The organism is Streptomyces sp. NPDC036813 (assembly GCF_055609245.1).
This window is the reverse complement of sequence record NZ_JBVJPV010000014.1, coordinates 169,870-195,246: the sequence shown is the minus strand read 5'-3', so window position 1 is coordinate 195,246 and position 25,377 is coordinate 169,870. Positions and strand designations below refer to the sequence as shown.

The following is a 25,377-nucleotide window of genomic DNA, read 5'->3' as shown; positions in this document are numbered from 1 at the left end:
TCTGCGCGGGGGGGGCCGGGGGACGACGGGCCCAGGGATGCCCTGGCGCCCAGGGCGGCCACCGCCGCCGGACGCCGGACGACCGGCCCACGGGTGACCCTGCCGTTCGAGGGCGCCGCGGGCCGGGGTGAGCCCGGGTCCGCGCCCGGTCGGTGTCGCCCACGCGGCCCGACGGGAAGGCGTCTGCCGTTGCGCGGTGGCAAGCGGGGGTGGAACGCTGGATAGCGGCACCGGCTAGGGAAAGGCCCGGGGACCGTCCGGCTCGTGCCGTACGCGGCCTGTGTCCCGCACCCCGGCGGGCCACGACCGGCCGCCGTAACAGCGGGCCCGTCCCCACCCCCAGGAGGTACCCGTGAACAGCGCCGATGGATGGGGAGACGACGTCTACCAGCCCGATGCGTCCGACCAGCGGGAGGACACGGGCGTGCTCGACTCCGAGGACACCCTGGAGTACGACGGCGTCGACGATCCGCTGGACCGCGGCTGGTCCCCTCCGGAGCGGCCCTGGGCGGTGGAGCACACCGGCGTGACAGCCGCGGAGCGCCATGCGGGCGAGACCCTCGACCAGCGTCTGGCCGAGGAGCTGCCGGACCCACCGGTGCCCGACGGCGACGGCATCGGCGACACCGACGGGACCGACGGCGAGCCGCTGGACAACGAGGTCGGTGCCGTCCGCTCCGGCCGGCTCGTCGCCCCGGACGAGGGTGCACACGAGGACGATGAGGCCGCCCTGGTCGCCTCGGACGTCGGGATCGACGGCGCCGCCGCCTCCGCCGAGGAGGCCGCGATGCACATCGTCGACGAGGACGCCCTCTCCGGCTGACCCCCGCGGCCCGGCCGGCTCCCGCGCCGCCGCGCCCCGCCTCCCCCGACCCCCGCACGCCCACCCCGAGGAGCCGCCATGCAGCAGGACAAGCACCCCGAGTACCATCCGGTCGTCTTCCGCGACCGTGCCGCCGGCTACGCCTTCCTGACCCGGTCCACCGCGACCAGCGACGAGACGATCGAATGGGACGACGGGGAGAACTACCCGGTGGTGGACGTCGAGATCTCCTCCGAGAGCCACCCCTTCTACACCGGTAAGGCCCGCACCGTGGACACCGAGGGCCGCATCGCCCGCTTCGAACGGCGCTACAGCGGCGGCGAGGCCTCCTAGCGGCGCGTTGCCGGGCGGCGGCACAACAGGGTCGCAGGGCCGATGACGCGGGCCCGACCGGCTCGGACCGCTCAGATGAATCAGATGAAGTTGAGGGCCGCCGCCCCGCCCACTCCCCCGAGCAGCATGAACGCCGGCATGAGCACCTTCAGCTCGACCCAGCTGCCGGCCCGGAACCGCATCATCTTGGGCGGCCCTATCGGGTACCAGCGCTTGCGGCCCAAGGGGATGGGCCAGAGGATCGGGCAGCCGGAGACGGTCAGTGCGTCCCCGATGTCGTGCACCAACGCCCCGAGCACGATCGGCAGTCCCAGCCACAGGTACTGCTGGCCCGGCGCCGTGAAAAGCCAGTCGGAGCCGTTGCCCGGCTTGTCCAGCCACCCGGCGATGATCCAGGCGCTCGCGGCGGCCAGCAGCCACACCAGCACGTCGCTGCTGGACCCGCGGGCCGCCCGCCACAGCAGCCCCTCGATCGCCAGCACCATATGGACGAAGAGGATCGCCAGCACCGCCCAGCGGCCGCCCGTGATCGCCAGCGCCGAGGTGCCCGCGCCGATCAGGACCGCCCACAGCCAGGTGTGGGTGAGGGTGCGGTGGCCGCCCGAGCGGCGCGCGTCCCCCTGCTTGCGGGTCGCCTTGTAGACCGCGTACGACAGTTTGTCGACGATCTCGCACAGCCCGCGCGAGATCGGACCGAAGGCCCGGGAGATCGTGGCCGCCTTGTGGTCCAGATCCGGTGCGAGCGCGGCGCCGGCGCAGATCAGCGCACCCGAGAGCACCACCGGCCAGGGCATCGGATGCCCGGCCGCGGCGGCCGCCGCACCGACGCCGAGCCAGGCCGCGGCGCCCGACAGTGAGTGTGCTGGTCCCATCATGGCCGTTGCCCGCCCCATTCCTCTTCTCGCGCCGTGCAGTTGAGCGGGCGCGATGACGTTCCGTCGGCGACACAGCGTAGCGGTCGTGATCTTGGCGGGGACATCCGATTCCCGCATCGGGTGGGAGGGCAGGCAAGATGGGGGCGTGACCCTCATCGATCAGCTGCCGAAGACCGCCGACCCCGACGCCCTGTACGACGCCTTCGAGTCCTGGGCCCAGGAGCGCGGTCTCACGCTCTATCCGCACCAGGAGGAAGCGCTGATCGAGGCGGTCTCCGGGGCGAACGTGATCGTGTCGACGCCCACCGGCTCGGGCAAGAGCATGATCGCCGCCGGCGCGCACTTCGCGGCGCTGGCCCGCGACGAGGTCACCTTCTACACCGCTCCGATCAAGGCGCTGGTGTCGGAGAAGTTCTTCGAGCTGTGCAAGCTCTTCGGCACGGAGAACGTCGGCATGCTGACCGGCGACGCCTCCGTCAACGCCGACGCCCCCGTCATCTGCTGCACGGCTGAGGTGCTGGCCTCGATCGCGCTGCGCGACGGCAAGGACGCGGACATCGGCCAGGTCGTCATGGACGAGTTCCACTTCTACGCGGAACCGGATCGCGGCTGGGCCTGGCAGATCCCTCTGCTGGAGCTGCCGCAGGCGCAGTTCATCCTGATGTCGGCCACGCTGGGCGATGTGTCCTTCTTCGAGAAGGACCTCACGCGCCGCACCGGCCGCCCCACGGCGGTGGTCCGCTCGGCGACCCGTCCCGTGCCGCTGTCCTACGAGTACTGCTACACCCCGCTGACGGAGACGCTCACCGACCTGCTGGAGACCAAGCAGGCGCCGGTGTACATCGTGCACTTCACGCAGGCGCAGGCGGTGGAGCGGGCGCAGGCGCTGATGAGCATCAACATGTGCTCGCGCGAGGAGAAGGACCGGATCTCCGAGCTGATCGGCAACTTCCGCTTCACCACCAAGTTCGGCCGCAACCTCTCGCGGTACGTGCGGCACGGCATCGGCGTGCACCACGCAGGCATGCTGCCCAAGTACCGGCGCCTGGTGGAAAAGCTTGCCCAGGCGGGTCTGCTGAAGGTCATCTGCGGCACCGACACGCTCGGCGTCGGCGTCAACGTGCCCATCCGCACGGTGCTGTTCACCGCCCTGACCAAGTACGACGGCAACCGGGTGCGCACGCTGCGGGCGCGTGAGTTCCACCAGATCGCCGGCCGGGCGGGGCGGGCCGGTTTCGACACGGCGGGCTTCGTCGTCGCGCAGGCGCCGGAGCACGTCATCGAGAACGAGAAGGCGCTCGCCAAGGCGGGCGACGACCCGAAGAAGCGCCGCAAGGTCGTCCGCAAGAAGGCGCCGGAGGGCTTCGTCGGCTGGACGGAGAACACCTTCGAGAAGCTCATCGCCTCCGAGCCCGAGCCACTGACCTCCCGCTTCCGGGTCACGCACACCATGCTGCTGTCGGTGATCGCCCGGCCCGGCAACGCCTTCGAGGCGATGCGCCGGCTGCTGGAGGACAACCACGAACCCCGCAAGCAGCAGCTGCGGCACATCCGCCGGGCGATCGCGATCTACCGCTCGCTGCTGGACGGCGGCATCGTCGAGAAGCTGGAAACGCCGGACGCCGAAGGCCGGATCGTCCGCCTCACCGTGGACCTCCAGCAGGACTTCGCGCTCAACCAGCCGTTGTCCACCTTCGCGCTGGCCGCCTTCGAGCTCCTCGACCCCGAATCGCCGTCGTACGCGCTGGACATGGTGTCGGTCGTGGAGTCCACGCTGGACGATCCGCGCCAGATCCTCGCCGCCCAGCAGAACAAGGTCCGAGGCGAGGCCGTGGCCGCCATGAAGGCGGACGGCGTCGAGTACGAGGAGCGCATGGAGCGCCTCCAGGACATCAGCTACCCCAAGCCGCTGGAGGAGCTGCTCTTCCACGCCTACAACACCTACCGCAAGAGCCACCCCTGGGTCGGTGACCACCCACTGTCGCCGAAGTCCGTCGTGCGCGACATGTACGAACGGGCGATGTCCTTCACGGAACTGGTCTCCTACTACGAGCTGGCCCGCACCGAGGGCATCGTGCTGCGCTACCTCGCAAGCGCCTACAAGGCCCTCGACCACAACATCCCGGACGACCTGAAGTCCGAGGACCTCGAGGACCTGATCGAGTGGCTCGGCGAGATGGTGCGCCAGGTCGACTCGAGCCTGCTGGACGAGTGGGAGCAGCTCGCCAACCCGGCGGAGATGACCGCCGAGGAGGCCCAGGAGAAGGCCGACGAGGTCAAGCCGGTCACCACCAACGCGCGCGCCTTCCGTGTGCTCGTGCGCAACGCCATGTTCCGCCGGGTCGAGCTGGCGGCCCTGGACCAGGTGGAGGAGCTCGGTGAGATGGACGCCGAGTCCGGCTGGGACGCGGACGCCTGGGGCGAGGCGATGGACAAGTACTGGGACGAGTACGACGACCTCGGCACCGGACCCGACGCCCGCGGACCCAAACTCCTCGTCATCAAGGAGGAGCCGGAGAACGCGCTGTGGCGCGTCCGGCAGATCTTCGACGACCCGAACAGCGACCACGACTGGGGCATCAGCGCGGAGGTCGACCTGACCGCCTCCGACGCCGAGGGCCGTGCCGTCGTCCGCGTCACCGACGTCGGCCAGCTGTGACCACAGGAGACTCCCACCGATGACGAACCCCGCCGAGAGACTGGTCGACCTGCTCGACCTGGAGCAGATCGAGGTCAACATCTTCCGTGGCCGCAGCCCGCAGGAGTCCCTGCAGCGGGTCTTCGGCGGCCAGGTGGCTGGCCAGGCGCTGGTCGCCGCGGGCCGCACCACGGACGGTGACCGCCCCGTGCACTCGCTGCACGCGTACTTCCTGCGCCCGGGCCGGCCGGGCGTGCCGATCGTGTACCAGGTCGAGCGGGTCCGGGACGGGCGGTCCTTCACGACCCGCCGGGTGACCGCCGTGCAGCAGGGCCGCACGATCTTCAATCTCACCGCCTCCTTTCACAAGCCTGAGGAAGGGCCCTTCGAGCACCAGCTGCCGCCGGCCCGCGAGGTGCCCGCTCCGGAGTCCCTGCCGACCGTGGCGCAGGAGATCCGGGAGCATCTGGGCGAGCTGCCCGAGCAGTGGGAGCGCTTCGCGCGCCGGCAGCCCTTCGACATCCGGTACGTGGACCGGCTGCGCTGGACGGATCAGGAGGTCAAAGACGCCGAGCCCCGCAGCGCGGTGTGGATGCGCGCGGTGGGCCCGCTGGGCGACAACCCGCTGGTGCACACCTGCGCGCTGACCTACGCCAGCGACATGACCCTCCTGGACGCCGTGCGCCTGCCGGTCGAACCGCTGTGGGGGGAGCGCAACTTCGACATGGCGTCACTGGACCACGCCATGTGGTTCCACCGGCCGTTCCGGGCGGACGAGTGGTTCCTGTACGACCAGGAGTCGCCGATCGCTACGGGCGGGCGGGGTCTGGCCCGGGGCCGGATCTACGACCTGCGGGGCCGCCTGCTGGTGTCCGTCGTGCAGGAGGGTCTGTTCCGCGCGCTGTGACTCACTGCCCTCTGCGGAGCAGCCTGCCCAGCAGGCCGCGCTCCTGGGGCGGTCGGGGCACGGAGGCCGCCTCGGGGGCGCGCTGCCCCGCGGGCCGCGGCTTCGTCACCCCTGCCTCCGCACGCCGCGGATCCGCGTTCCGTGGCGCCGTGTTCCGTGGCGCCGTGTTCCGTGGCGCCGTGTTCCGTGGCGCCTCCCCCGCTGGCGCATCGCCCGCCGCTGACGCCGCGTCTCGTGGCGCCGGGGCAGGCGGTACCTGGGCGGGGCGGGGTGCCGGACGGAGGTCGCGGGCTTCGTCCATCGCCACGTTCAGGTCGTACCGAAGCCAGCCGATCTCGTGCGGGTCGTCAGCGGTCATGAGGCGCTCCGCCAGCAGCACGGCGGGTGAACCCGGCGCTCCGTGCACGGGCGGATCCGGGCGGAAGCGGTACAGGTGGGCGCGCTCGTGGGGGTCCGGGACGATTTCCGCGATCTGCTCCGGATCGAGCAGGGCGGCCACCGCTCCGGCCCGCTCCCAGGAGTCGTCGCCGGCCTGACGCCGCAGGAAACCCCCGTACCGGCCCCGCCAGTTGCGGGCGCGCAGGTCGACGCCCTCCCTGAGCCGGGCGAGCAGGTCCGGGGGAAGCGTGCGTCCCTTCAGCAGTGTGGTGTTCCCCTCCTCCGTGGCGAACCGGCTCAGTTCGTCGGCGAGGTAGTGCCAGACGACGGCCCGGTAACGATTGAGATAGAAGCGCACGGGCACGAGCAGGCCCGCCCGCGCCAGGCGCGTGAACCGGGTGGGCGCGACGCCCATGAGGGCCGCGCCCTCCGAGGTGCCCACCGTCCGCACGGCCGCGGTGAGGGTGTCGGGAAAGCCCTCCTGGCCGCGAATCCGTTCGACCTCCTCGGCCGACACCCGTCGGCCCCCGCCTCCTTCGTCGGGCACGGTGCGGATGCGGCCGAGGTGCACCGCCAGGTCGAACTCGCTGCGCTTCATTCCCAGTTCCCGTGCGGCCCGGCCGATGGTCAGGCTCTGCCGGTCCGCCGTGGTCAGGGTGGTGCCGGTCATGGTCGTCTCCCCCGTGGAGTCGGTGGCTCACGCCCGGTGCGCTCGCCGTGGGAAAAACCGTAGCCGCCGGGACCGACTTTCCGGCGAGCCTGTGGATAACTCCGCGGCGTCAGAAAAACCGCAGGTCACAGCTCTGTGGCGGGCTTGCGTTCGGGTTGCCTGACGTCGACGTCGAGGTGTTCGCCGACCCGGTTGACGAGCAGGGTCATCTCGTAGGCGATCTGACCGAAGTCGGCCTCCGCGCCGCTGAGGACACACAGGCAGCTGCCGCTGCCGGCGGCGGTGACGAACAGCACCGCGTCGTCGAACTCGATCATCGTCTGACGTACCCCGCCCGCGCCGAAGTGGCGTCCCGAGCCCTTGGCGAGGCTGTGCAGGGCCGACGAGACGGCGGCCAGATGCTCCGCGTCCTCCCGCCGCAGCCCCGTGCTGGCCCCCGTGACCAGGCCGTCGTTGGACAGCACCAGCGCGTGACGCACATCGTCCACGCGCTCGGTCAGGTCGTCCAGCAGCCAGCCAAGTCCCTGGTTCTGCGCCATGTTCACTTCTCCCCGTGTGGTGTCTCCCCCTGGCTGGGGGATCTGCCCGCCAGCCTTCCCCAGGACCGGCCGCCCGGCAAGCAGGATGGGGTCATGGCACAGAAGATGACCGACGACGAGTGGCGGACGTTCGTCTCCCACGGCACCCGCACCGGAAAACTGGCCACCGTCCGAGCCGACGGCAGCCCGCACCTGACACCGGTCTGGTTTCTGCTGGACGGCGACGAGGTGGTGTTCAACACGCACCGGGACAGCGTGAAGGGTCGCAATCTGGCCCGGGACGGCCGGGTTTCGCTGTGTGTCGATGACGACCGTCCGCCGTACGACTTCGTGGTGCTGCAGGGCCGGGCCCGGCTGTCGGAGGACCTCGCCGAGGTGCGCGCCTGGGCGACCCGGCTCGCGGCCCGTTACATGGGCGAGGACCGTGCCGAGGAGTTCGGGGCGCGTAACGGCGTGCCGGGGGAACTCCTCGTACGGGTCAGCGTCGACAAGGTGCTGGCGCAGAAAGCCGTGGCCGGGTGAGACGCCAACGGGCGCGGAGGGCCATGGCCGGGTGAGACGAGACGCCTCCCACCGCTACCGCTCACCCCACGGAATCGAGCAGCCGGGCGGTGTGCATCCGCCCGGCGTACTCGACCAGCCGGATCAGCACCTCCTTGCCGGAGTCCCGCTCCCGGGCGTCGCACAGCACCACGGGAACGCCCCGGTCCAGGTCGAGAGCGCGCGAGACGTCGTCGCAGCCGTAGTTGCGCGCGCCGGTGAAGCAGTTGACGGCCACCACGAACGGGATGCCGCGGTGCTCGAAATAGTCCACGGCCGGGAAACAGTCCTCCAGCCGCCGGGTGTCCGCGAGGACCACGGCGCCGAGCGCTCCCTGGGACAGTTCGTCCCACAGGAACCAGAACCGGTTCTGGCCCGGGGTGCCGAAGAGATACAGCGACAGTCCCGAGCGGATGGTGATGCGGCCGAAGTCCATGGCGACGGTCGTGGTCACCTTGTGGTCCACGCCGTCGGTGTCGTCGACCGACTGTCCTGCCTCGCTGAGCAGTTCCTCGGTGCGCAGCGGCCTGATCTCGCTGACCGCGCCGACCAGGGTGGTCTTACCCACGCCGAATCCGCCGGCGACCAGGATCTTCAACGCCAGAGCGGACTCGTCGGCGGGATCGGGGTGTTCGGTGACCATCGATCACTTCTCTCGGGAGGACCGGCAACGGTCGACGTTCGGGGTGGGTGGTGAGGGACGACGGTTACAGCGCGCGCAGCCCTGCGATGACCTCGCGCAGAATCCGTTCGTCGGGCAGCTGCGCGGGCGGGACGGGGCGGTGCACGGTGACGCAGCCGAGTTCCAGCAGGTCGCCGAGGAGGACCCGGACGACGCCGACGGGCAGGTCGGCACCGGCGGCGAGTTCGGCGACGGACTGCGTCTCGATGCGGCACAGGTCGATCAGGGCACGGTGCTCGGGGCCGAGCGGGGAGTCGTCGACGCCCGGGCCGGCGGGATCCAGGGTGACGAGGGCGATCAGGTCGAAGCGCACCCCGCTGGGCCCGGGCCGGGTGCGGCCGCCGGTCATCGCGTACGGCCGTACGAGGGGTCCCGCCTCGTTGTCGTACCACTGGCTGCCCGGTTCCGCCGGGACGCCGTGCCTGTCCTCGCTCATGGGCGGCGGTCGCTTTCCGGTCTCATCCGGCGGCCGGCGGGCGTGCAGCGACGCGCGGCGCCGTGTAGAGGTGCTCGCCGACGCGTTTGACCAGCCGCGCCATCTCATAGGCGATCAGACCGATGTCGGCGGTCGCGGCGGTGAGGACGGCCAGGCAGGAGCCGTCGCCCGCGGCGGCCACGAACAGGAAGCCGTCGTCCATCTCCACCATCGTCTGGCGCACGCCGCCGGCGCCGAAGTGCCGGCCCGCGCCCTTGGCGAGGCTGTGGAAGCCGGACGACACGGCGGCCAGGTGCTCGGCGTCCTCACGGCTGAGGCCGCTGGAGGCGCCGACGGCCAGACCGTCGTTGGACAGCACCACGGCGTGCCGTACGTCGCCGGCGCGCATCACGAGATCGTCCAGCAGCCAGTCGAGTTCGCCGGAGTGCCGGCCGCTCGCCGTGGTCGGGTCCTGGATCATGCGTGGTCTCCTTCGCTGCTGTCGGTGCCCGGCGTACGGCCGGCCGGGCGGCCGGGTTGTCTTCCGCCGCCGCGCGCCCATCCGGCGCGGTAGGCGGCCATGCGGTCCCGGACGAGTTCGGGGGTGCGCCGCTCGTCCTGGGGCGGCTCCTCCCCCGGCGGGTCCTGGCGCGGTCGTTCGCGCAGTTGGGGCGCGAGGCTCGCCTGCCGTACCCGGCGCGGGAGGTCGTCGGCCGCGCCGGACTGCTCGGAGGTGTCCCGTGGGCGGTGCAGGCGCAAGGTGGTCACTCCCAACGGAGGGGTGTCGCCGGCGGTCTCGGTGGCGAGCGGTTCGGGCGCGGCCAGAGCGGGCCGGCCGGGCGGGGGGACCGCTTCGTGGTGTGCGCGCGGGGCGGTGTCGCTCACGCGCGCGTAGTCGCGTGCGGCGGGCTGCCCGGTGTGCGCGCCCTGTCCGGAGGAGTGTCCCGGCGTGGCGTCGTGCAGGAGGGCCTTCGGCAGCAGGACCACGGCGGTGGTGCCGCCGTAGGGGGAGGTCCGCAGGTGCACCTTGATGTCGTGCCGTGCGGCGAGGCGGCTGACGACGAACAAGCCGAGCCGGTCGCTGTCGAACAGGTCGAGGGCCTCGGACTGCGCGATGCGCCGGTTGGCGTCGGCGAGCGTCTCCTTGCCCATGCCCAGGCCGCGGTCCTCCACCTCGACGGCGTACCCGTTGCCGACGGGTTCGCCGGTGACGCGCACGCGCGTGTGGGGCGGCGAGAACTGGGTGGCGTTCTCGATGAGCTCGGCGAGCAGGTGGGTGAGGTCGGCGACGGCAGTGCCGGCGACGGACGTCTCGGGCAGGCGGCGTACCTCCACGCGCGCGTAGTCCTCGACTTCGGAGACGGCCGCCCGGACCACGTTGGTCAGCGAGACGGGCATCCGCCAGGCCCGGCCCGGTGCGGCGCCGGAGAGGATGATCAGGCTCTCCGCGTGGCGTCGCATCCGGGTGGTGAGGTGATCGAGCCGGAACAGGTCACCCAGTTCGGTCGGGTCCTCGGCCCGCCGTTCCATGCTGTCGAGGAGAGCGAGCTGACGGTGGACCAGGATCTGGCTGCGCCGGGCGAGGTTGACGAAGACGCCGGAGATGCCGCTGGCGAGTTCGGCGCGTTCCACGGCGGCCCGCAGGGCGGCACGGTGCACCGTGCCGAGCGCTTCGGCGACCTGCCCGACCTCGTCCTCGGCAGGGGGGCCGGGCGGGGCCTCGGCCCGGATGTCGATCTCCTCGCCGGCCCGTAGCCGGCGCATGGCTTCGGGGAGTTCGAGGCGGGCGATCCGCAGCGCGCCGTTGCGCAGACTGACCAGTTCGACGACGAGGCCGCGGCCGATGCGCACGGAGATGACCAGGGAGGCGATCACGGCGAGCAGCCCGAGCAGGACGGCGGCCCCGGCCGGGGTGAGCAGCCCGCGGGTGAACGGGTCGGCCCGGTCGGCGACCTCGCGGCCTGCCCGTGTCTCGAGGGCCTGCATGCCCTCCTGCACACGCGTGTGCGCGCTGTTCCAGGTGGCGGCCGGGGGCAGGCTGCCGGCACGGGCGCCGGGTTTCGCGGCGAGGATCCTCTCCTCGGCGGCGTCGAGGGCGGTGTAGGCGCTTCCCCCGGCGAGGGCGCGCCAGGCGGTGGCCTCGGAGCCGCGCAGGTCGCTCGCTGCGGCCTCGGTGAGGGTATGGCGGGTGGCGGCGGCGCCGGTGAAGAGCCGCAGCCGCTCCGCGTCGAGGCGGCCCGTGGTCCGGACCCCGGTGAGGACGGCGTCCTCCTGGGCCAGTGCCTCGCCCGCGCGGGCGAACTCCAGCAGCACGCGCGCGTCGGAGCCGAGATCGGCGTCCTGGAAGCCGGTCAGGGCGCCGTCCACGCCGAAGGCGGCGCTGATGGCGTCGGTGTACCGCCGGAAGGTGTCGGTCCAGCCGGCCCTGCCGTCGAGCACCTCGGTGCGCAACGAGTGCAGCCCTTCGGCGCCGCGGACGAAGACGTCGAGGCGGCGCGAGACACCCGCCGGGAGTTCCTGGCCGTCCGCGACGGTGTTGTGGTCGCCGAGCCTGAGCTGCGCCACGGCCAGATCGGTGCGGGCGGCGAGGTCCTTGAGGGTGGCGGCGTCGCCGGCCGCGGGGTCGGTCGCATAGCGCACGGCCGCGGTGCGCTCGGCCTGCAGAGCGGTGACCGCCGCGGTGACGGGGGCGCGGACCTGGGCGTCGACGCGTTGCAGCTGGCGGAGCCGGGAGACGTCCTGGGCGGTGCTGACGGTGGCGTACGCCCACAGGGCGAGCAGGGAGACCACCGGCACCATCAGGAGGCAGACGATCTTGGCGCGCACGGTGCGCGGCCGGATCAGCCGGCGCCCGCCCCGCGCGGGTGCGTCGACCGTGGCGGCGGCCGCCGGAGCGTCGGGCGTCGTGGCACCCGCGGGCGCGACGGTGCGCTCGTCGGCGGGTGGCCCGGCGTGCGCGCGGCGGCCGCGCGCCCGGGGCGGCGCGGCGGCGCCGGCCGTAAGGGTCCTACGGGGTGTACGCATGGCCTCCTCGTTCGGGAGTGGGTCGGGCCGGTGGCGCGGGGGTCGGGCCGGGCAGGGTCGTGGCTAGGGGGCGACGCTCGCGACCGGCCGCTGGGCGGAGGCGGATGCCTCGCGCTCCCCCGCTGTCGGGGACAGCGCGACGAAGGCGGAGGTGATGAAGAGGTAGGACCCGAGGCCGACGGCGAGGGGGAAGATGAACTGCATCGCCGTGGCCCCGGGCAGCGCGGTGTCGGAGGGCGTGACGTGCACGCTGACCGCGAACATCGCGGTGTAGTGCATGCTGGTGACGGCCGCGCCCATGACCAGGGATGCGACGGAGACCGCGAGGGGTGACTTGATGTTGAGTCCCGCCCACAGGGCCGCGGTCGCCGCGACGACGGCGATCAGTACGGAAAGGGCTACACGCAGCGGGTCGTAGTGCACCTCGCCGTGCAGCCGAACGGCGGCCATGCCCAGGTAGTGCATGCTCGCGACGCCCAGTCCGGTGGTGAGCCCGCCGAGCAGCAGGGCGCGGGTGCGGTCGCGGCTGTAACCGACGGCGAACACTCCGCCGCAGACGACGAGCATGGCGACGAGCAGGCTGAGCACGGTCAGCGGCACGTCGTAGCGGATGTCGGTGCCGCTGACGGCGAAGCCGAGCATGGCCACGAAGTGCATGGTCCAGATGCCGGTGCCGATGGCCGAGGCGGCGGTGACGAGCCAGTTGCGCCGGGCGCGCCCGGTGGCGCCGAGCGCGCGGACGGTGCAGCGCAGCCCGAGGGCGGCGCCGAGGCAGGCCATCACGTACGACAGCACGGGGGTAAGCCAGCCGAAGGCGGCGTGGTCCAGGTGTCCCATGGCCCCGGGACGCTAGGGGGACACGGGCGCACAAAGGGGGCGCATTTCGAAAGCTGCTGGAATATGACGCAGAAGTGTGCCGGAACGATCGCATCAGGCTCGAACATGCGCGCAGCTGCGTCATCCGTGTCGGTGAGGGGCGATGAGGAATCATGCGATGCATGAGCGATGACCACACGCGTGTTCAGGAGTTCTTCACCGCACGTGCGGCCGACTGGGACAGCCGCTTTCCCGACGACGGACCGGCCTACGCCGCAGGGGTCGCCTATCTCGGGCTGCGCCCGGGTGATCGGGTGCTCGACGCGGGGTGCGGCACCGGGCGCGCGCTGACCCCGCTGCGGGCCGCCGTGGGCCCGACGGGCGTCGTCGTGGGTGTCGATCTCACGCCGGCCATGCTGCGGGCCGCGGCGCAGGCGGGACGGGACCAGGACGGGCTGCTGCTCCTCGCCGACGTGTCCGCACTGCCGCTGCGCTCGGCGTCCTTCGACGCGGTGTTCGCCGCGGGACTCGTCGCCCACCTGCCGCGACCGGCCGACAATCTGCGGGAGCTGGCCCGCGTGGTGCGGCCCGGCGGCGTGCTGGCGTTGTTCCACCCGATCGGCCGGGCCGCACTGGCGGCCCGACAGGGACGGCAGATCACCCCGGACGATCTGCGTGCGGAGCCCAACCTGCGTGCGCTGCTGGCCGGTTCTGGCTGGCACATGACGTCCTACGTCGACCGGGACGACCGCTTCCTGGCCCTGGCGGTCAAGGAGGGCTGAGCGATCACAGCCGCCCGGCGACCGCGGCGGCGAAGGCGTCGGGGTTGTCGAACATGACGTTGTGGCCGGCGTCGGGCACGGTCACCACGCGGACGCCCGCGGCCTCCAGCCCGGCGGCGTCCTCCACCTCTCCACTGCGCTCGCCCTGGAGGTAGAGCCGCTCCATCGGCAGCTCCTCCAGGAGCGTGCGCATCACCGGGTCCGAGCCACGTCGCAGGCCGACGGCGCTGCGGTGCAGCGCACGCGGATCGGCCAGCCGCATCGTCGCGGCCCACACGGGTCCCACCGTCTCCAGCACGCGTGCGTGGCCGCCGTCGGCGAACGCGTCCTCGTCGTAGGAGGCGATGCCGCTGCTGCCGGCACTGGACGGCGGGTGGCGGTCGAGGTTGGCCTCGGTGAGGACCAGCCGGGAGACCAGGTCCGGGCGGCGGTGGGCGAGCACCAGGGCGACCGAGCCGCCCATGCTGTGGGCGATCAGCTCCGCACCGGTGACGTCCGCCGCGTCCAGGGCGGCGCCGAGCGCGCCCGCGTGCTCTTCGAGGGTGTACCCGAAGTGTTCAGGCCGATCGCTGATGCCGTGCCCGGGCAGGTCGACGAACAGGCTGCGGCGCCCCGCCAGTTCGGGCCGGGCCGCGATGTGCGCGTGGTAGACGGTCGACGCCGCGCCCAGCCCGTGCACATACACGCGCGCAGGGTCCGCACCCGGCGTCTCCGTCCAGCGGATGTGGCTGCCCCTGCCGTCGAACTCGGCCTGCTCCATCAAGTCCTCCCTCGATCGCCGGTGCTCGGCACACGTGGGACCATACATCGTCATCGAGGTATAGAGAAAGCGATGTACTGCTTCACCGAGGTACCACGTCCATGGGGGAGAATGCGGGCATGCTGGAGCTCGCCATCCTCGGATTCCTCTACGACGCCCCGCTGCACGGCTATGAACTGCGCAAACGCATCACCGCGCTGACCGGGCACGTCCGTCCCGTGGCCGAGGGCACCCTGTATCCGGCGATCAAGCGCCTGGAGAAGGCGGGGCTCCTGGAGCGCACCACGCAACCCGGGTCGGTCGCCGCACCCCGCCACGTACTGACCCTGACCGGCGAGGGCAGGCACGAACTGCGCCGGCGCCTGGCGGAGCCGGGACCGCAGGACATCACCGACGAGAACCGCTGGTTCACGGTGCTCGCCTTCCTGCGGCACCTCGACGACCCCACCGCCCAGGCGGCCGTGCTGCGCCGCAGACTGACCTTCCTACAGCAGCCGGCGAGCTTCTTCTACGACGGTGACCGGCCGGTGCGCGCAGAGGAACTGCCGGATCCCTTCCGGCGGGGTGTGCTCACCATCGCGCGCGCCACGTCGGAGGCGGAAGTCACCTGGCTGCGCGAGACGCTGGCGTCACTGGGGGGCTGAGCCGCCGGTGTGCTGTACGGGGCAGCCGCGCAGGCCGGGAACCGGCCGCGTGCCCAGATCGTTCAACCGGTAGCCGTCGGGGTAGCTCTTGATCTCCCAGTTCTGGCGCGCGAAGTGCGGGGCGCGTCGCGGCGGCAGCAGTCGGACCAGGCGTCCCCGGGTCCGCACCGCGCGGCGCACCAGCGCCTGCGCGGCGGGGCCGGGCGGCGTGTAGCGGAAGGCGTGCAGCAGCGGCTCGTCGAGCAGGGCGAGCGTGGCGGTGCGCAGAAGGGGGGCGAGCGGACGTGGATACCAGGAGGCCATCAGGTCGAGCGTGGCGTCGGACACCCGGCGCGCGGCCTCGTCCCAGCCGAAGTGGGCCTCTTCGTAGGCGTCGAGGCAGGCTTCGAACTCCTCGAAGTCGGCGGGGATGTCCTTGATGCCCATGTGCCGGCCCAGGGTGCGGAAGTGTTCGCTGAAGGCGACGGTCTCGTGGCGGGAGAGCTTGCGCCAACCGTAGGCGTCGATCCAGCGTCGGGGCATCACGACGAAGGTGCACAGCACATAGCGCATGTCCTCGTTGCTGATGTCGTAGCTGCGGTGCATCTGGTTGACGCGGCGGATCGCCGTGCGACCCGGCGTGCTCGCGAAGCCGTGTTCGACGATCGCGTCGAGCAGGAGCGCGGTGTCGTCGTAGCGCTTCTGCGTGCGGTCCGTCAGTTCGGCCGTCTCCGCGAGGAGCCGCCCGATGCTCGGCACCGCGTAGGTGCGGTAGAGGGCCAGCTCCAAAGAGCGGGTGTAGTCCCAGGGGAACTCGTAGGCCGAGACCAGTCGGAGGATCTCTGTCGCCTCCCGGTACGGGTCCATGCGCCGGATCTGCCGAAGTCGCTCGTACCGCTTCACCGCAATGTTCCTCTTCTGCCGCCGAGGCTCCAACTCTACGTTCAACAGCAGCAGATGAAGGGCATGAGTGGAACGGCCGGTCGGTCGGGAAGCCCTCCCAGGGGAAGGACGGTCACCATGTTCGGCAAGGTGCGCAAGGCCAGTGCCACACTCCTCGGCTCGGTGCGGACGCGGACCGACACCGGGCGGGACACCCGCCCGCACAACCTGTTCGAGGCGGCCGCCGTGTACGTCTCGGCCAGGGCGGAGGACGACCAGGAGCGGGTGGACGAGGCGGCCGGCTGGGTGTCGCCGGAGGCGCTGTCCTTCGGGGTGAGCGAGCTGGCGTACCGGGCGGTCGTCGCGCTGGCCCGGGAGCGCGGCGAGTCGCCGCGGGAGGTGGCGCGGGCGCTGCTCGGGTTGCCTGCGGCCTGACGTGTCCGCGGGCGCCCGTCCGGGGCGGTCGATTCGCCCCCGTCCAGGCGGAAAACTGCAGCTCCGGGTGCCCTTGGGAGTCGTGACAAGCGGCTTGGGGGCGCACTAGGGTGCGCGCCGTTGGACGAAACCGATGGGGAGGCTGTGATGGCCGGGACCGACGAGGACGCCGTCGCCGCCGCGGACGATGCGCTCTATGTGCTCACGGCGGTGCTGCTGACGCCGGCGCAGTTCCCGAGTGTGCTCGGCGACGACTATCCGGAGGCGTGCGGCGCGCTCGGCCTCGCGCCGCTCGCCGACGGTTACGGCCTGGTGCTCGGCCAGGACGGCGCGGGCGCGCGCTGGACGGTCGTGACGGACGACGTGTCGCTGGTCGCCGTCGCCATCGCCTCGTGGGACTGCGGCATGGAGTACGACCTGTCGCCGGACGAGCGGTCGGTCGTCACCGCGCTCCCCGGCTGGCCGCTGTACGTCGCCGTCGCCGCACCCGGCCTCCCGGAGCCGCACGATCCCGATCGGGAGGACGGCGACGGGCCGGTGCTCGCCCCGCCGGACACGTCGATCTGGGGTCCGGCACAGCGTCGGCTCGGTGCGGACGAGGTCGCCCTGCAGTGGTCGGCCTGGCGGGACCAGGTCGACGACAGCAGCTTCGCGCGGCCGGACGGCGGCGGCGCCGGCGAGGACGCGGCGCCGGACCGCGCGGACGAAGGGGCACCGGCGGATGTGGTTTCCGTCGCCCCTGAAGCCGACGGAGCCGGTGGAGCCGACGGAGAAGGGCAGCCGGACGCGCGGCCGGCCGAGGAGGTGTCCGGGGACGTCTCCTCGCCGAGTGGCGTCCGGCGTGTGCTGGACGAGGTCCGTGCCTACGTGGACAGCCCTCCGCCGCTGGGCAGGGTGCGGTCCTCGTTCGCCCCGGGTGACGCGCGGACCCTGCGCGCCGACGGGCCGGGATGGTCGCTGGTGGCCCGGACCGACGACATCGCGTTCGTGCTGTTCGACGAGCGGCCGGGCGAGGTCGTACCGGTGGGCCGCGGGCCGGAACTGCCGGGGCTGCTGGAGGCCCTCGACAAGGTGGCCGTGCGTCCTCTCTGACAGCGCTCGCCGGCAGGGCGACAGCGCCCGCAGCAGCGGCAGCGGACAGCGGCACCGGTGGCCCCGTGGGCGCTTCACGCCCGACGGGACACCGCTGTGAACAGCGACTTCTGCGCATGGTGGGGCGCCTCATGGAGCGAGGCCTCCCCATGCATGGTGGGCTAACCCATGATGCAGAGGCTTTCCGTGGGGTACCGCACCATGGCCGGTGCGTCCCCGGGCCACCACGATGGGGCAGCCGCGGGCCGGCTCGACAGCCGCTGCCGCCCGCCCCGTCCCCGCTGTCCCCGCCGCCCCGGAGGCCGTGATGCGTCTGTCCCGAGGAATCCCACTTGCCGCCGCCCTGCTGGCGGCCACCGTCACCGGCCCCGTGCCCGCCGCCCACGCACAGACACCCGGGCACTGCGCGGGGCTGGAAGCGGTCCGGGTGCCGGGCGCCGAGCTCCAGCGCAGTGCCTGTCTGTCCGACCTGACCACGGCGGCGCTCGCCGGCACCCCCTATACCGACACCGCCGACCAGGCAGGGCTCACGGTCGCGGCCACCCGCACGCCGACCGGGGTGCCGGGGGCACAGATCGACGGATACTTCCCGGACACGTCCCATTTCAACGCCACGCACGGCTGGCGCCACGACGCGCAGTTCGTGATCCGGCTGCCCGACCACTGGAACGGCGGCCTCGTCGTGACGGGCGCACCGGGCACCCGCAAGCAGTACGCGACCGACAAGGCGATCTCCGACCAGGTCCTCGCACTCGGGTACGCCTACGCCGCCACCGACAAGGGCAACAACGGGGCCGACTTCTACCGTGACGGCACCCGGCCGGGCGACGCGGTCGCCGAGTGGAACACGCGCACCACGCAGCTCACCCGCGCCGCCCGCCGGGTGGTCGCCCAGCGGTACGGCCACGCGCCCCGGCGCACCTACGTCACGGGCATCTCCAACGGCGGCTATCTCACCCGCTGGCAGCTCGAGAACCATCCCGAGCTGTACGACGGCGGCGTGGACTGGGAGGGCGCGCTGTGGACCACGCGCGGCCAGAGCCTGCTCACCTCTTTGCCGGTGGCCGTGGCCCGGACGCTCGGCGCGGCACGGGACGAGGATCTGTACGCGGCGGGCTTCGCGCGGGGTTCGGAGTTCCTGTGGCCGTATCACGAGAAGGCGTACTGGGGCGTGACACAGAAGATCTACCGCGCGGAGTTCGACCCCGCCTACGACCCCGGTTGCCCCGGTCCCTCGGCCGGGACCACCGCGGAGCAGATCCTCGCACCGTGCGCCTCGGACGCCACGTACGACTACGCCTCGCGGCCCGCAGCCGTGCATCGCGCGGTGGCCCGTGTGGCGCTGACCGGCCGCATCGGCCGGCCGCTGATCACGCTGCACGGCGACCTGGACGCGCTGCTGCCCAAGGCGGCCGACTCGGACGTTTACGCGCGGATGGTGGACACGAGCGGACGCGGCGCGCTGCACCGGTACTACACGATCGCAGGCGGCACGCACGTCGACGGGCTCTACGACAGCTATCCGGACCGGCTGCGGCCCATCCTGCCCTGCTACCGCTCGGCCTTCGACGCGCTGGTGTCCTGGGTGGAGCGGGGCGCCGAACCGCCCGCGGACCACACGGTGGCGAGGCCCGCGAGCGGTGACCTGGTCGGCTCGTGTGCGCTGGGCGGTGCGGACACCGCGGCCCGGTAGGGCCTCAGCGCCCCAGCGCCTTGCGGGTGGCCCTCAGCGGCCCAGCGCCTTGCCGGTGGGCCTCAGCGGCCCAGTTCCTTGCGCGTGACCCGGCGCAGCCTGCGGCGCTGGGAGGGGTCCAGGGTCAGGTATGCGGCGGCCGGGACGCCGAGGACTATCAGCAGCGCTGCCCACCAGGGCAGCCAGATCAGCAAAAGGATCCCGACCGCCACACCCCCTGCGGCGATCTTCGCGTTCTTCGACATGTACGTCGCCTCCTTCGCGGCCGCTGCCGCTGTCTGTGGTGGAAACGGCCCCGCGTCTTCCACAGTTCCGGCCGCCGACCCTGACAAAGCCCTGAGGCGCGTCCCCTACGGGTCGGGGCCCGCCCGCCACCGCACTCATGGTGACCCAGGTCACACCTTGAGGGCACCGGCTGGGCGCGGCCGTGCTGTACCCTCGGCGACTCCGTCCCAGTAGTCAAATTTGAGGAGTGCGCTTCCGTCGTGCTGCGTCTTCCCTCGGCCGCCCCGCCGGCGCCCTCGCCCGCCCCCCACGAACTGGCCCGGTGCAGCGCCGTGTTCGTGCCCGGCGACCCGCCTCGTACCGGCGCCGTCGCCTTCTGGCGGCCGGACGGTGCCGCACCCCCGGCCCCGGCGCCGGGCTCTGTCACGGACCTGACCGTCGTGCTGCCCGGCGAGCAGGGCGTGGAACCGGTGAGTGTGCCCGCGCTGCTGCTGCCGGTGCGCACCGCGCTGCCGGTCCTCGCGCACGCGCGTGCCGCCGGACACGGACATCGCGCCGCCGCCTTCTGGGGCGCGGCCGCCGTTCTGGCCCTGCACTTCGCAGCACGCGGACTGCTGCTGCCGGGCCTCTCCGCGACCGGCCACGACGCCTGGCGCTCGGGTCCGCACACCGCCCAGGACCTCGAGGACATCCGCCGGCTCGCCGCCTCGATGCCCCCGGAGGCCCAAGCCATCCCTCTCGGCTCCTCACGGCCGCTGCGACTGCACGATCCCGAACGGCTCCTGCGGGCCTTCCTGGACGCGGTCGCCGACACGCTGCCCCGCTCGCCGGCCGCCGCCGCGGTGACCGACGGGCCGGCCTTCGCCGTGCACGAGCCGCAGCACGTGCCCGAACTGCGCGCCTGGGCAGCCGATGTCGCCGCCGGTCACGACGCGGGGCTGCGGCTGTCCCTGCGCGTCGAGGTGCCCGGGCTCACCGAAGCGACTCGGGACGGCACCGAGGTACCGCGTTCAGCCGCGTCGGGGCAGGTCGAGGCGGCCGAGGACACCACAGCCCAAGACGGCGCGACGCAGGACGACATGTCCCAGGACATCAAGGCGCTGCGCTTCCGGGCCGTCCCGCAGTTGCACAGCGTGCGCGATCCCGCGCGCGTGGTCGACGCCGTTGATCTGTGGGCGGCTCCGGAGGCCTTGGGCGAGGCGTTCGGTCCACGCGCGCGGATGGACGCCCTGGTCGCGCTGCGCCGCGCGACGCGGGCCTGGCCGCCGCTCGCTCCGCTGCTGTCGACGGCCGTCCCGGATGCCGTGGAACTGGCCGACGAGGAGGTGACCGACCTGCTCGGCGCGGGCGCGCGTGCCCTCGCCCAGGCCGGGGTGGAAGTGCACTGGCCCCGGACGCTGGCCCGCACGCTGACCACCCGGGCCGTCGTCGGACCGTCCGACGCCCCGAAGGCGCCCGACCACAGCTCCACGCGCGTGCCGTCGCTCCCGTCCGGCGGCGCGGCGCTGTCGTTCTCCTGGTGGTTCGGTCTGGGCGAGCAGCAGCTCACGCGCGACGAACTGGACCGTCTCGCCGAGGCCGGCCGCCCCCTGGTGCGGCTGCGCGACCAGTGGGTCCTGATCGACCCTCAGGAGGTGCAGCGGGCCCGCGCGCGACAGAAGCGCACCGTCACGCCCATCGACGCGCTCGGTGCGGCCCTGACCGGCGCGACGGAGGTCGACGGCCTGCGCGTCGAGGTCCGGGCCACCGGGTGGCTCGCCGCTCTGCGCGACCGGCTCGCCGATCCGGACGACACACAGGAGATCGCCCAGCCGGCCGCGCTGGCCGCCACGCTGCGCGGCTACCAGCGGCGCGGGCTGACCTGGCTGGCCCGGACCACCGCCCTGGGCCTCGGATGCTGTCTGGCCGACGACATGGGGCTCGGCAAGACGATCACCCTGATCGCGCTGCACCTGCACCGGCAGACCGACCCGGCGAGCGCCGGCCCCACCCTGGTGGTGTGCCCGACGTCCCTGATGGGCAACTGGCAGCGGGAGATCGAGCGGTTCGCGCCGGGCACGGCGGTACGCCCCTTCCACGGTCCGCGACGCGATCTGGAGGCCGTGGGGGTCGGCGAGTTCGTGCTCACCACGTACGGCACCCTGCGGCAGGACGCCGGGCGGCTGGCCGCCGTGTCCTGGGGCCTGGTCGTCGCGGACGAGGCCCAGCACGTGAAGAACCCCCACTCGGCCACGGCGCGCGCCCTGCGCACCCTCGGCGGGCACGCACGCGTGGCGCTCACCGGCACCCCTGTGGAGAACAACCTGTCGGAGCTGTGGGCGATCCTCGACTGGACCACCCCCGGTCTGCTCGGCCGCCTCGGCACCTTCCGCACCCGCTACGCGCAGCTCGTCGAGGGCGGCCGCGACCCCGCCGCCGCCCAGCGGCTGGCCCGGCTGGTGGGCCCGTTCCTGCTGCGCCGGCGCAAGTCGGATCCGGGGATCGCGCCCGAACTGCCACCCAAGACGGAGACCGACCGCGCGGTCGCCCTCACTCCGGAACAGGCGGGCCTGTACGAGGCCGTGGTGCGGGAGACCCTCGCGCGGATCTCGGAGGCCGACGACATGGCCCGCCGGGGGCTCATCGTGAAGCTGATGACGGCGCTGAAGCAGATCTGCAACCACCCGGCACAGTTCCTCAAGGAGGAGGACCCGAGGATCGCCGGGCGGTCGGGAAAGCTGGAACTGCTCGACGAGCTGCTCGACACCATCCTGGCCGAAGAGGCGAGCGTCCTGGTCTTCACGCAGTACGTGGGCATGGCCCGGCTCGTCGAACGCCATCTGGCCGACCGCGGCGTGGCGACGCTGTTCCTGCACGGCGGGACCCCGGTCGCCGAGCGGGAGGCGATGGTGCGGCGCTTCCAGGACGGTGAGGTGCCGGTGTTCCTGCTGTCGTTGAAGGCGGCCGGCACCGGGCTGAACCTGACCCGCGCCGAGCATGTCGTCCACGTCGACCGGTGGTGGAACCCGGCGGTCGAGGCGCAGGCGACCGACCGGGCGCACCGCATCGGTCAGACCCGGCCGGTACAGGTGCACCGGCTGATCGCCGAGGGGACCATCGAGGACCGCATCGCGCAGCTGCTCGACCGCAAACGGGAGCTGGCCGAGGCGGTCCTCGGCGGCGGCGAGGCGGCGGCCCTGACCGAGCTGACGGACGCGGAGCTGGCCGAACTGGTCGAACTGAGGGAAGGAGCGCGATGAACCACCATGTGACCGAGCGGGTCTTCACGGCTCTGCCGCCGGTGCACGGGCGGGGTTTCGCCCGGACCTGGTGGGGGCTGGCCTGGCTGAAGGCCCTGGAGGACACCGCCCTGGACACCGGGCAGGTGAAGACGGGGCGCAGGCTCGCGCGGGCGGGCGCCGTCGGCGCGGTGTCGGTACGGCCGGGCCGGCTCACCGCCGTCGTACGGGACCGGGACGGCGTCGGGTACCGGGCCGATGTGCTGCTGGCGCAGTTGTCCGAGGACGCGTGGGACCGGCTGCTCCGGATGGCGGTCGAGCGCGCGGGACACGTGGCGGCGTTGTTGGAGCGGGAGATGCCGCCGCATCTGGTCGAGGACGCGGCACACGCGGGTGTCGACCTGCTGCCGGGGATCGGTGACCTGGAGCCGCAGTGCGAGTGCGGGGCCTGGGACCACTGCGGACACACGGCGGCCCTGTGCCATCAGGTGGCCCGGCTGCTCGACGAGGATCCCTTCGTGCTGCTCCTGATGCGCGGCCGGTCGGAAGGGGCCGTGCTGGAGGCACTCCAGTCCCGTGACGCGGCGCCCGCGGAGGAGCCGGAAGGTGTGGACGCCGCGGAGGCGTTCGCCGCCGGGGCCGTTCTGCCGCCGTTGCCCGCCTCGCCGGAGCTTCCCGAGAAGCCGGGGCAGCCGCCCTCCCTGGACAGTGAGACGGCGGGCCCCGACCCGGCCGCGCTGGAGTTCCTGGCCGCCCGGGCCGCCGACACCGCCCATCGGCTGCTGGCACACGCGCCGGCCTCTCCGTCGACGCCTGCGGATCTCGAGCTGACGGCCGCCCAGGACGCCGTACGGCTGGCTGCCGGTGACCCACCGCCGGAGATGGCCCGCCGGCTGGCGGTCGCCTCGGGGAGGTCACCGCAAGCACTGGCCCGGGCGACTCTCGCGTGGCGGCTGGGCGGGGCGACCGGCCTGTCCGCACTGGAAGAGGAGTGGACGCTCCAGGGTGAGGCGCTGGCACGCGCGCGTGCCGCCCTGGACGCCGCGTGGGACGACGACGAGCGCCCGCCACTGACAGCCGAGGGCAATCGCTGGACGGTCACCGACGCACAGGTGCGTCTGGGCCGGGACGGCCGCTGGTGGCCGTTCCGCCGGGCACACGGCCACTGGATCCCGGCAGGCCCACCCGCCTCGGACCCGGCCACCGCCCTCACAGCGGCCCGATCCGACGGGCCATAGGCGGCACGCGACCCGCGGGCGCCGACGACGGCAAGGGGCGGGGGGCATCCGCCCGCAGGGTCCGGCACCGGCACCGGGCGCCCCTCGTCGGGAACAGCCGGCCGGAGCGAGGACGGAGCACCCCCACCCCGTCCTCGACCCACAACGCACCCCAGGCGCCACACCAGCCCACCACGCACCGCAACGGGCCGCCGCGCGCACAAAGGGGCGCACGGAACGGCGCGACCGACCCCCACCGGCCCGCAGCCGAAACAGAACCCGCCGCCCCAGGCGAACGCGACCAGCCACAACCCGATCCGCAACGGCCGCCGCGGCCCGTCCCGATGAGCGCTCGACGCTCGGTGTTCACCCCACGGCCGTGCGGCGTTAGGTACCGGCCCCAACTCTGGCGACAGTCAGTGAACTTGTCTCCAGGAGGCCCGATGTCCCCGTACGCCGCCGGCCGGCGCCGTGTCCACCGCTCCCTCGCGGCGGGCGTTCCCCTCGCCGTGCTGGCCGCACTCGCCGCGGCCCATCCGGCCGCGTCCGCTCCCCCCGGTGACGGTAACGCCCACGTCACGCGGACGGCGACGCTCGGCGACCTCCCGCTCGGTGAGTTCAGCAACGCGCTGCTGCCGGGCACGGTGGACGACGACCGCGGGGTGAACCTCGGCGGTATCGGCAGCGACATCTACCCGGCGGGCCGCAAGGGCGAGTTCTGGACGGTGACGGACCGCGGGCCCAACGGCCAGATCAAGGTGAACGGCAGCAAGCGCCGCACGTTCCCGGTCCCGGGCTTCGACCCGGCGATCGTGAAGATCCGCGTGCAGGGCGGCACCGTGCGGGTGCTGAAGGCCGTCCCGATCACCACGGCGTCCGGTCGCCCCGTCACCGGTCTGCCGAACCAGCAGGGCCGCGACGAGGCACCGTACTCCTACGACGCGAAGACGCCGCTGTCCTACGACCCGAACGGGCTGGACACCGAAGGGGTCGTGCGGGCGGCGGACGGGACCTTCTGGCTCGTCGACGAGTACGGGCCCTCGCTGGTCCACGTCTCGGCGGGCGGCGAGGTCCTCACCCGGTACGTACCCAGGGGTCTGCACCTGACCGGGACCGACTATCCCGTGGTGGAGGCCCTGCCGTCCGTCCTGCTGCACCGGAAGATCAACCGCGGGTTCGAGGGGCTGGCGCAACTGCCGGGCGGTGACCTCGTGATGGCGCTGCAGAGCCCGCTGTCGCTGCCGGACACGGCCGCGGGCGAGTCCTCGCGCACCACGCGGCTGCTGCGCTTCTCGCCGAGGAGGCAGGTGGTGACGGCCGAGTACGCCTACCGCTTCGACCCGGTCGGCGTGGTGGACCCGGGCGAGGACGACACCTCGGAGCTGAAGATCTCCTCCGTGGTCGCCGTGGGCGGTGACCGGCTGCTGGTCGAGGAGCGCACCGACAGGACGGCCCGGCTGCAGCTGGTCCGCCTGGAGCGCTCGGCGGACGTCCTCGGCGGCCGCTGGGACGACGACACGACGTCGCCGTCGCTGGAGCAGCTCGACGACCCGGCGGCCGCGGGCGTCCCGGTGCTGCGCAAGCGTCTCGTGGTGGACCTGGGCACGGTGGCCGGCGTGCCCGGGAAGATCGAGGGCGTCGCGCGCGTGGACCACGACACGCTCGCCCTGATCAACGACAACGACTTCGGGATGACCGACGGTACCGGCGCCTTCGACGCGCACGGCCGGCTGGTGGACAGCGGCGTGAAGACGACCGTGGTCTGTCTGCGCCTGCCGCACACGCTGTAGGCAGCGCCGCACGCGGCACC

General features: G+C 72.8%; 24 protein-coding genes. 13 read left to right on the top strand and 11 right to left on the bottom strand.

The features are described from left to right. The first annotated feature begins 352 nt into the window (after positions 1 to 352). On the top strand, positions 353 to 823 hold the full coding sequence (locus ACZ67Q_RS27725) for a DUF5709 domain-containing protein (protein WP_471187323.1): 471 nt from the start codon (positions 353 to 355) through the stop codon (positions 821 to 823). 78 nt (positions 824 to 901) lie between these two features. Beyond that, positions 902 to 1,156, top strand: coding sequence for a type B 50S ribosomal protein L31 (locus ACZ67Q_RS27720; protein WP_471187320.1), 255 nt, complete (start codon positions 902 to 904; stop codon positions 1,154 to 1,156). A gap of 80 nt (positions 1,157 to 1,236) precedes the next feature. Here the strand turns inward: ACZ67Q_RS27720 and ACZ67Q_RS27715 are convergent, their stop codons facing one another. Then, positions 1,237 to 2,031 (bottom strand): metal-dependent hydrolase, encoded by a 795-nt coding sequence (locus tag ACZ67Q_RS27715; RefSeq protein ID WP_471187316.1) that lies wholly within the window; start codon positions 2,029 to 2,031, stop codon positions 1,237 to 1,239. 145 nt (positions 2,032 to 2,176) lie between these two features. Between ACZ67Q_RS27715 and ACZ67Q_RS27710 the strand changes: the two genes are divergently transcribed. Both ACZ67Q_RS27710 and ACZ67Q_RS27705 read left to right on the top strand, forming a co-directional pair. Continuing rightward, positions 2,177 to 4,690, top strand: coding sequence for a DEAD/DEAH box helicase (locus ACZ67Q_RS27710; protein WP_471187313.1), 2,514 nt, complete (start codon positions 2,177 to 2,179; stop codon positions 4,688 to 4,690). A gap of 19 nt (positions 4,691 to 4,709) precedes the next feature. Next, positions 4,710 to 5,576, top strand: a complete 867-nt coding sequence (locus ACZ67Q_RS27705; protein ID WP_471187310.1) for an acyl-CoA thioesterase — start codon at positions 4,710 to 4,712, stop codon at positions 5,574 to 5,576. A 1-nt stretch (position 5,577) separates the two neighbouring features. On the opposite strand, the gene ACZ67Q_RS27700 is transcribed toward ACZ67Q_RS27705, so the two are convergent. Together ACZ67Q_RS27700 and ACZ67Q_RS27695 are read right to left on the bottom strand one after the other, a co-directional pair. Then, the gene (locus ACZ67Q_RS27700) at positions 5,578 to 6,624 is read right to left on the bottom strand and encodes a DUF6397 family protein (RefSeq protein ID WP_471187307.1); all 1,047 of its coding nucleotides are present in this window, start codon (positions 6,622 to 6,624) and stop codon (positions 5,578 to 5,580) included. 125 nt (positions 6,625 to 6,749) lie between these two features. Next, positions 6,750 to 7,163, bottom strand: coding sequence for a roadblock/LC7 domain-containing protein (locus tag ACZ67Q_RS27695; RefSeq protein ID WP_471187304.1), 414 nt, complete (start codon positions 7,161 to 7,163; stop codon positions 6,750 to 6,752). A gap of 93 nt (positions 7,164 to 7,256) precedes the next feature. Between ACZ67Q_RS27695 and ACZ67Q_RS27690 the strand changes: the two genes are divergently transcribed. Next, on the top strand, positions 7,257 to 7,685 hold the full coding sequence (locus tag ACZ67Q_RS27690; protein ID WP_471187301.1) for a PPOX class F420-dependent oxidoreductase: 429 nt from the start codon (positions 7,257 to 7,259) through the stop codon (positions 7,683 to 7,685). A 61-nt stretch (positions 7,686 to 7,746) separates the two neighbouring features. Here ACZ67Q_RS27690 and ACZ67Q_RS27685 read toward each other — a convergent pair whose 3' ends face one another. The 5 genes from ACZ67Q_RS27685 to ACZ67Q_RS27665 form a co-directional block, all read right to left on the bottom strand. Continuing rightward, on the bottom strand, positions 7,747 to 8,346 hold the full coding sequence (locus ACZ67Q_RS27685; RefSeq protein ID WP_471187298.1) for a GTP-binding protein: 600 nt from the start codon (positions 8,344 to 8,346) through the stop codon (positions 7,747 to 7,749). 64 nt (positions 8,347 to 8,410) lie between these two features. After that, on the bottom strand, positions 8,411 to 8,821 hold the full coding sequence (locus tag ACZ67Q_RS27680; RefSeq protein ID WP_471187295.1) for a DUF742 domain-containing protein: 411 nt from the start codon (positions 8,819 to 8,821) through the stop codon (positions 8,411 to 8,413). 22 nt (positions 8,822 to 8,843) lie between these two features. Further along, entirely contained in the window at positions 8,844 to 9,281 is a 438-nt protein-coding gene (locus ACZ67Q_RS27675) for a roadblock/LC7 domain-containing protein (RefSeq protein ID WP_471187292.1), read from the bottom strand. After that, positions 9,278 to 11,824 carry a sensor histidine kinase gene (locus ACZ67Q_RS27670; protein ID WP_471187289.1) on the bottom strand — a complete coding sequence of 849 codons (2,547 nt, stop codon included), beginning with the start codon at positions 11,822 to 11,824 and terminating at the stop codon, positions 9,278 to 9,280. Before ACZ67Q_RS27670 ends, ACZ67Q_RS27675 begins: the two co-directional genes overlap by 4 nt. A 63-nt stretch (positions 11,825 to 11,887) precedes the next feature. Continuing rightward, complete coding sequence (locus tag ACZ67Q_RS27665; RefSeq protein WP_471187286.1) at positions 11,888 to 12,661, bottom strand: MHYT domain-containing protein; 774 nt, start codon at positions 12,659 to 12,661, stop codon at positions 11,888 to 11,890. 161 nt (positions 12,662 to 12,822) lie between these two features. Between ACZ67Q_RS27665 and ACZ67Q_RS27660 the strand changes: the two genes are divergently transcribed. Next, the gene (locus ACZ67Q_RS27660) at positions 12,823 to 13,422 is read left to right on the top strand and encodes a class I SAM-dependent methyltransferase (RefSeq protein ID WP_471187283.1); all 600 of its coding nucleotides are present in this window, start codon (positions 12,823 to 12,825) and stop codon (positions 13,420 to 13,422) included. A gap of 4 nt (positions 13,423 to 13,426) precedes the next feature. Here ACZ67Q_RS27660 and ACZ67Q_RS27655 read toward each other — a convergent pair whose 3' ends face one another. Then, a complete protein-coding gene (locus ACZ67Q_RS27655) occupies positions 13,427 to 14,182 on the bottom strand; it encodes an alpha/beta fold hydrolase (protein ID WP_471187280.1) in 756 nt (251 codons plus the stop codon). Between the two features lie 119 nt (positions 14,183 to 14,301). Here ACZ67Q_RS27655 and ACZ67Q_RS27650 point away from each other — a divergent pair, with 119 nt between their 5' ends. After that, positions 14,302 to 14,826: a PadR family transcriptional regulator gene (locus ACZ67Q_RS27650; protein WP_471187276.1), complete on the top strand. Its 525-nt coding sequence runs from the start codon at positions 14,302 to 14,304 to the stop codon at positions 14,824 to 14,826. Here ACZ67Q_RS27650 and ACZ67Q_RS27645 read toward each other — a convergent pair. Continuing rightward, positions 14,812 to 15,708, bottom strand: a complete 897-nt coding sequence (locus tag ACZ67Q_RS27645) for an oxygenase MpaB family protein (RefSeq protein ID WP_471187273.1) — start codon at positions 15,706 to 15,708, stop codon at positions 14,812 to 14,814. The two genes, ACZ67Q_RS27650 and ACZ67Q_RS27645, sit on opposite strands and share 15 nt — an antisense overlap. Before the next feature lie 117 nt (positions 15,709 to 15,825). Between ACZ67Q_RS27645 and ACZ67Q_RS27640 the strand changes: the two genes are divergently transcribed. The 3 genes from ACZ67Q_RS27640 (at position 15,826) to ACZ67Q_RS27630 (ending at position 18,907) form a co-directional block, all read left to right on the top strand. Then, positions 15,826 to 16,122, top strand: coding sequence for a hypothetical protein (locus tag ACZ67Q_RS27640; protein WP_471187270.1), 297 nt, complete (start codon positions 15,826 to 15,828; stop codon positions 16,120 to 16,122). 147 nt (positions 16,123 to 16,269) lie between these two features. After that, a complete protein-coding gene (locus ACZ67Q_RS27635) occupies positions 16,270 to 17,214 on the top strand; it encodes a hypothetical protein (protein WP_471187267.1) in 945 nt (314 codons plus the stop codon). A 307-nt stretch (positions 17,215 to 17,521) separates the two neighbouring features. Then, positions 17,522 to 18,907 (top strand): tannase/feruloyl esterase family alpha/beta hydrolase, encoded by a 1,386-nt coding sequence (locus ACZ67Q_RS27630; RefSeq protein WP_471187264.1) that lies wholly within the window; start codon positions 17,522 to 17,524, stop codon positions 18,905 to 18,907. Positions 18,908 to 18,969: 62 nt separating this feature from the next. On the opposite strand, the gene ACZ67Q_RS27625 is transcribed toward ACZ67Q_RS27630, so the two are convergent. Then, on the bottom strand, positions 18,970 to 19,152 hold the full coding sequence (locus tag ACZ67Q_RS27625) for a hypothetical protein (RefSeq protein WP_266832363.1): 183 nt from the start codon (positions 19,150 to 19,152) through the stop codon (positions 18,970 to 18,972). 240 nt (positions 19,153 to 19,392) lie between these two features. Here ACZ67Q_RS27625 and ACZ67Q_RS27620 point away from each other — a divergent pair, with 240 nt between their 5' ends. The 3 genes from ACZ67Q_RS27620 to ACZ67Q_RS27610 all read left to right on the top strand — a co-directional run bounded on the left by ACZ67Q_RS27620 (position 19,393) and on the right by ACZ67Q_RS27610 (position 25,357). Continuing rightward, positions 19,393 to 22,371 carry a DEAD/DEAH box helicase gene (locus ACZ67Q_RS27620; RefSeq protein WP_471187260.1) on the top strand — a complete coding sequence of 993 codons (2,979 nt, stop codon included), beginning with the start codon at positions 19,393 to 19,395 and terminating at the stop codon, positions 22,369 to 22,371. Next, a complete protein-coding gene (locus tag ACZ67Q_RS27615) occupies positions 22,368 to 23,588 on the top strand; it encodes an SWIM zinc finger family protein (RefSeq protein WP_471187256.1) in 1,221 nt (406 codons plus the stop codon). Before ACZ67Q_RS27620 ends, ACZ67Q_RS27615 begins: the two co-directional genes overlap by 4 nt. Positions 23,589 to 24,010: 422 nt before the next feature. Then, on the top strand, positions 24,011 to 25,357 hold the full coding sequence (locus tag ACZ67Q_RS27610) for an esterase-like activity of phytase family protein (RefSeq protein ID WP_471187253.1): 1,347 nt from the start codon (positions 24,011 to 24,013) through the stop codon (positions 25,355 to 25,357). Positions 25,358 to 25,377 lie beyond the last annotated feature (20 nt).

Bases quoted from the DNA above. Each gene is read 5' to 3' on its own strand.
- ACZ67Q_RS27720 (WP_471187320.1), top strand. From the start codon at position 902: ATGCAGCAGGACAAGCACCCCGAGTACCATCCGGTCGTCTTCCGCGAC.
- ACZ67Q_RS27715 (WP_471187316.1), bottom strand. From the start codon at position 2,031: ATGATGGGACCAGCACACTCACTGTCGGGCGCCGCGGCCTGGCTCGGC.
- ACZ67Q_RS27705 (WP_471187310.1), top strand. From the start codon at position 4,710: ATGACGAACCCCGCCGAGAGACTGGTCGACCTGCTCGACCTGGAGCAG.
- ACZ67Q_RS27700 (WP_471187307.1), bottom strand. From the start codon at position 6,624: ATGACCGGCACCACCCTGACCACGGCGGACCGGCAGAGCCTGACCATC.
- ACZ67Q_RS27695 (WP_471187304.1), bottom strand. From the start codon at position 7,163: ATGGCGCAGAACCAGGGACTTGGCTGGCTGCTGGACGACCTGACCGAG.
- ACZ67Q_RS27690 (WP_471187301.1), top strand. From the start codon at position 7,257: ATGGCACAGAAGATGACCGACGACGAGTGGCGGACGTTCGTCTCCCAC.
- ACZ67Q_RS27685 (WP_471187298.1), bottom strand. From the start codon at position 8,346: ATGGTCACCGAACACCCCGATCCCGCCGACGAGTCCGCTCTGGCGTTG.
- ACZ67Q_RS27680 (WP_471187295.1), bottom strand. From the start codon at position 8,821: ATGAGCGAGGACAGGCACGGCGTCCCGGCGGAACCGGGCAGCCAGTGG.
- ACZ67Q_RS27675 (WP_471187292.1), bottom strand. From the start codon at position 9,281: ATGATCCAGGACCCGACCACGGCGAGCGGCCGGCACTCCGGCGAACTC.
- ACZ67Q_RS27670 (WP_471187289.1), bottom strand. From the start codon at position 11,824: ATGCGTACACCCCGTAGGACCCTTACGGCCGGCGCCGCCGCGCCGCCC.
- ACZ67Q_RS27665 (WP_471187286.1), bottom strand. From the start codon at position 12,661: ATGGGACACCTGGACCACGCCGCCTTCGGCTGGCTTACCCCCGTGCTG.
- ACZ67Q_RS27660 (WP_471187283.1), top strand. From the start codon at position 12,823: ATGAGCGATGACCACACGCGTGTTCAGGAGTTCTTCACCGCACGTGCG.
- ACZ67Q_RS27655 (WP_471187280.1), bottom strand. From the start codon at position 14,182: ATGGAGCAGGCCGAGTTCGACGGCAGGGGCAGCCACATCCGCTGGACG.
- ACZ67Q_RS27650 (WP_471187276.1), top strand. From the start codon at position 14,302: ATGCTGGAGCTCGCCATCCTCGGATTCCTCTACGACGCCCCGCTGCAC.
- ACZ67Q_RS27640 (WP_471187270.1), top strand. From the start codon at position 15,826: ATGTTCGGCAAGGTGCGCAAGGCCAGTGCCACACTCCTCGGCTCGGTG.
- ACZ67Q_RS27635 (WP_471187267.1), top strand. From the start codon at position 16,270: ATGGCCGGGACCGACGAGGACGCCGTCGCCGCCGCGGACGATGCGCTC.
- ACZ67Q_RS27630 (WP_471187264.1), top strand. From the start codon at position 17,522: ATGCGTCTGTCCCGAGGAATCCCACTTGCCGCCGCCCTGCTGGCGGCC.
- ACZ67Q_RS27625 (WP_266832363.1), bottom strand. From the start codon at position 19,152: ATGTCGAAGAACGCGAAGATCGCCGCAGGGGGTGTGGCGGTCGGGATC.
- ACZ67Q_RS27615 (WP_471187256.1), top strand. From the start codon at position 22,368: ATGAACCACCATGTGACCGAGCGGGTCTTCACGGCTCTGCCGCCGGTG.
- ACZ67Q_RS27610 (WP_471187253.1), top strand. From the start codon at position 24,011: ATGTCCCCGTACGCCGCCGGCCGGCGCCGTGTCCACCGCTCCCTCGCG.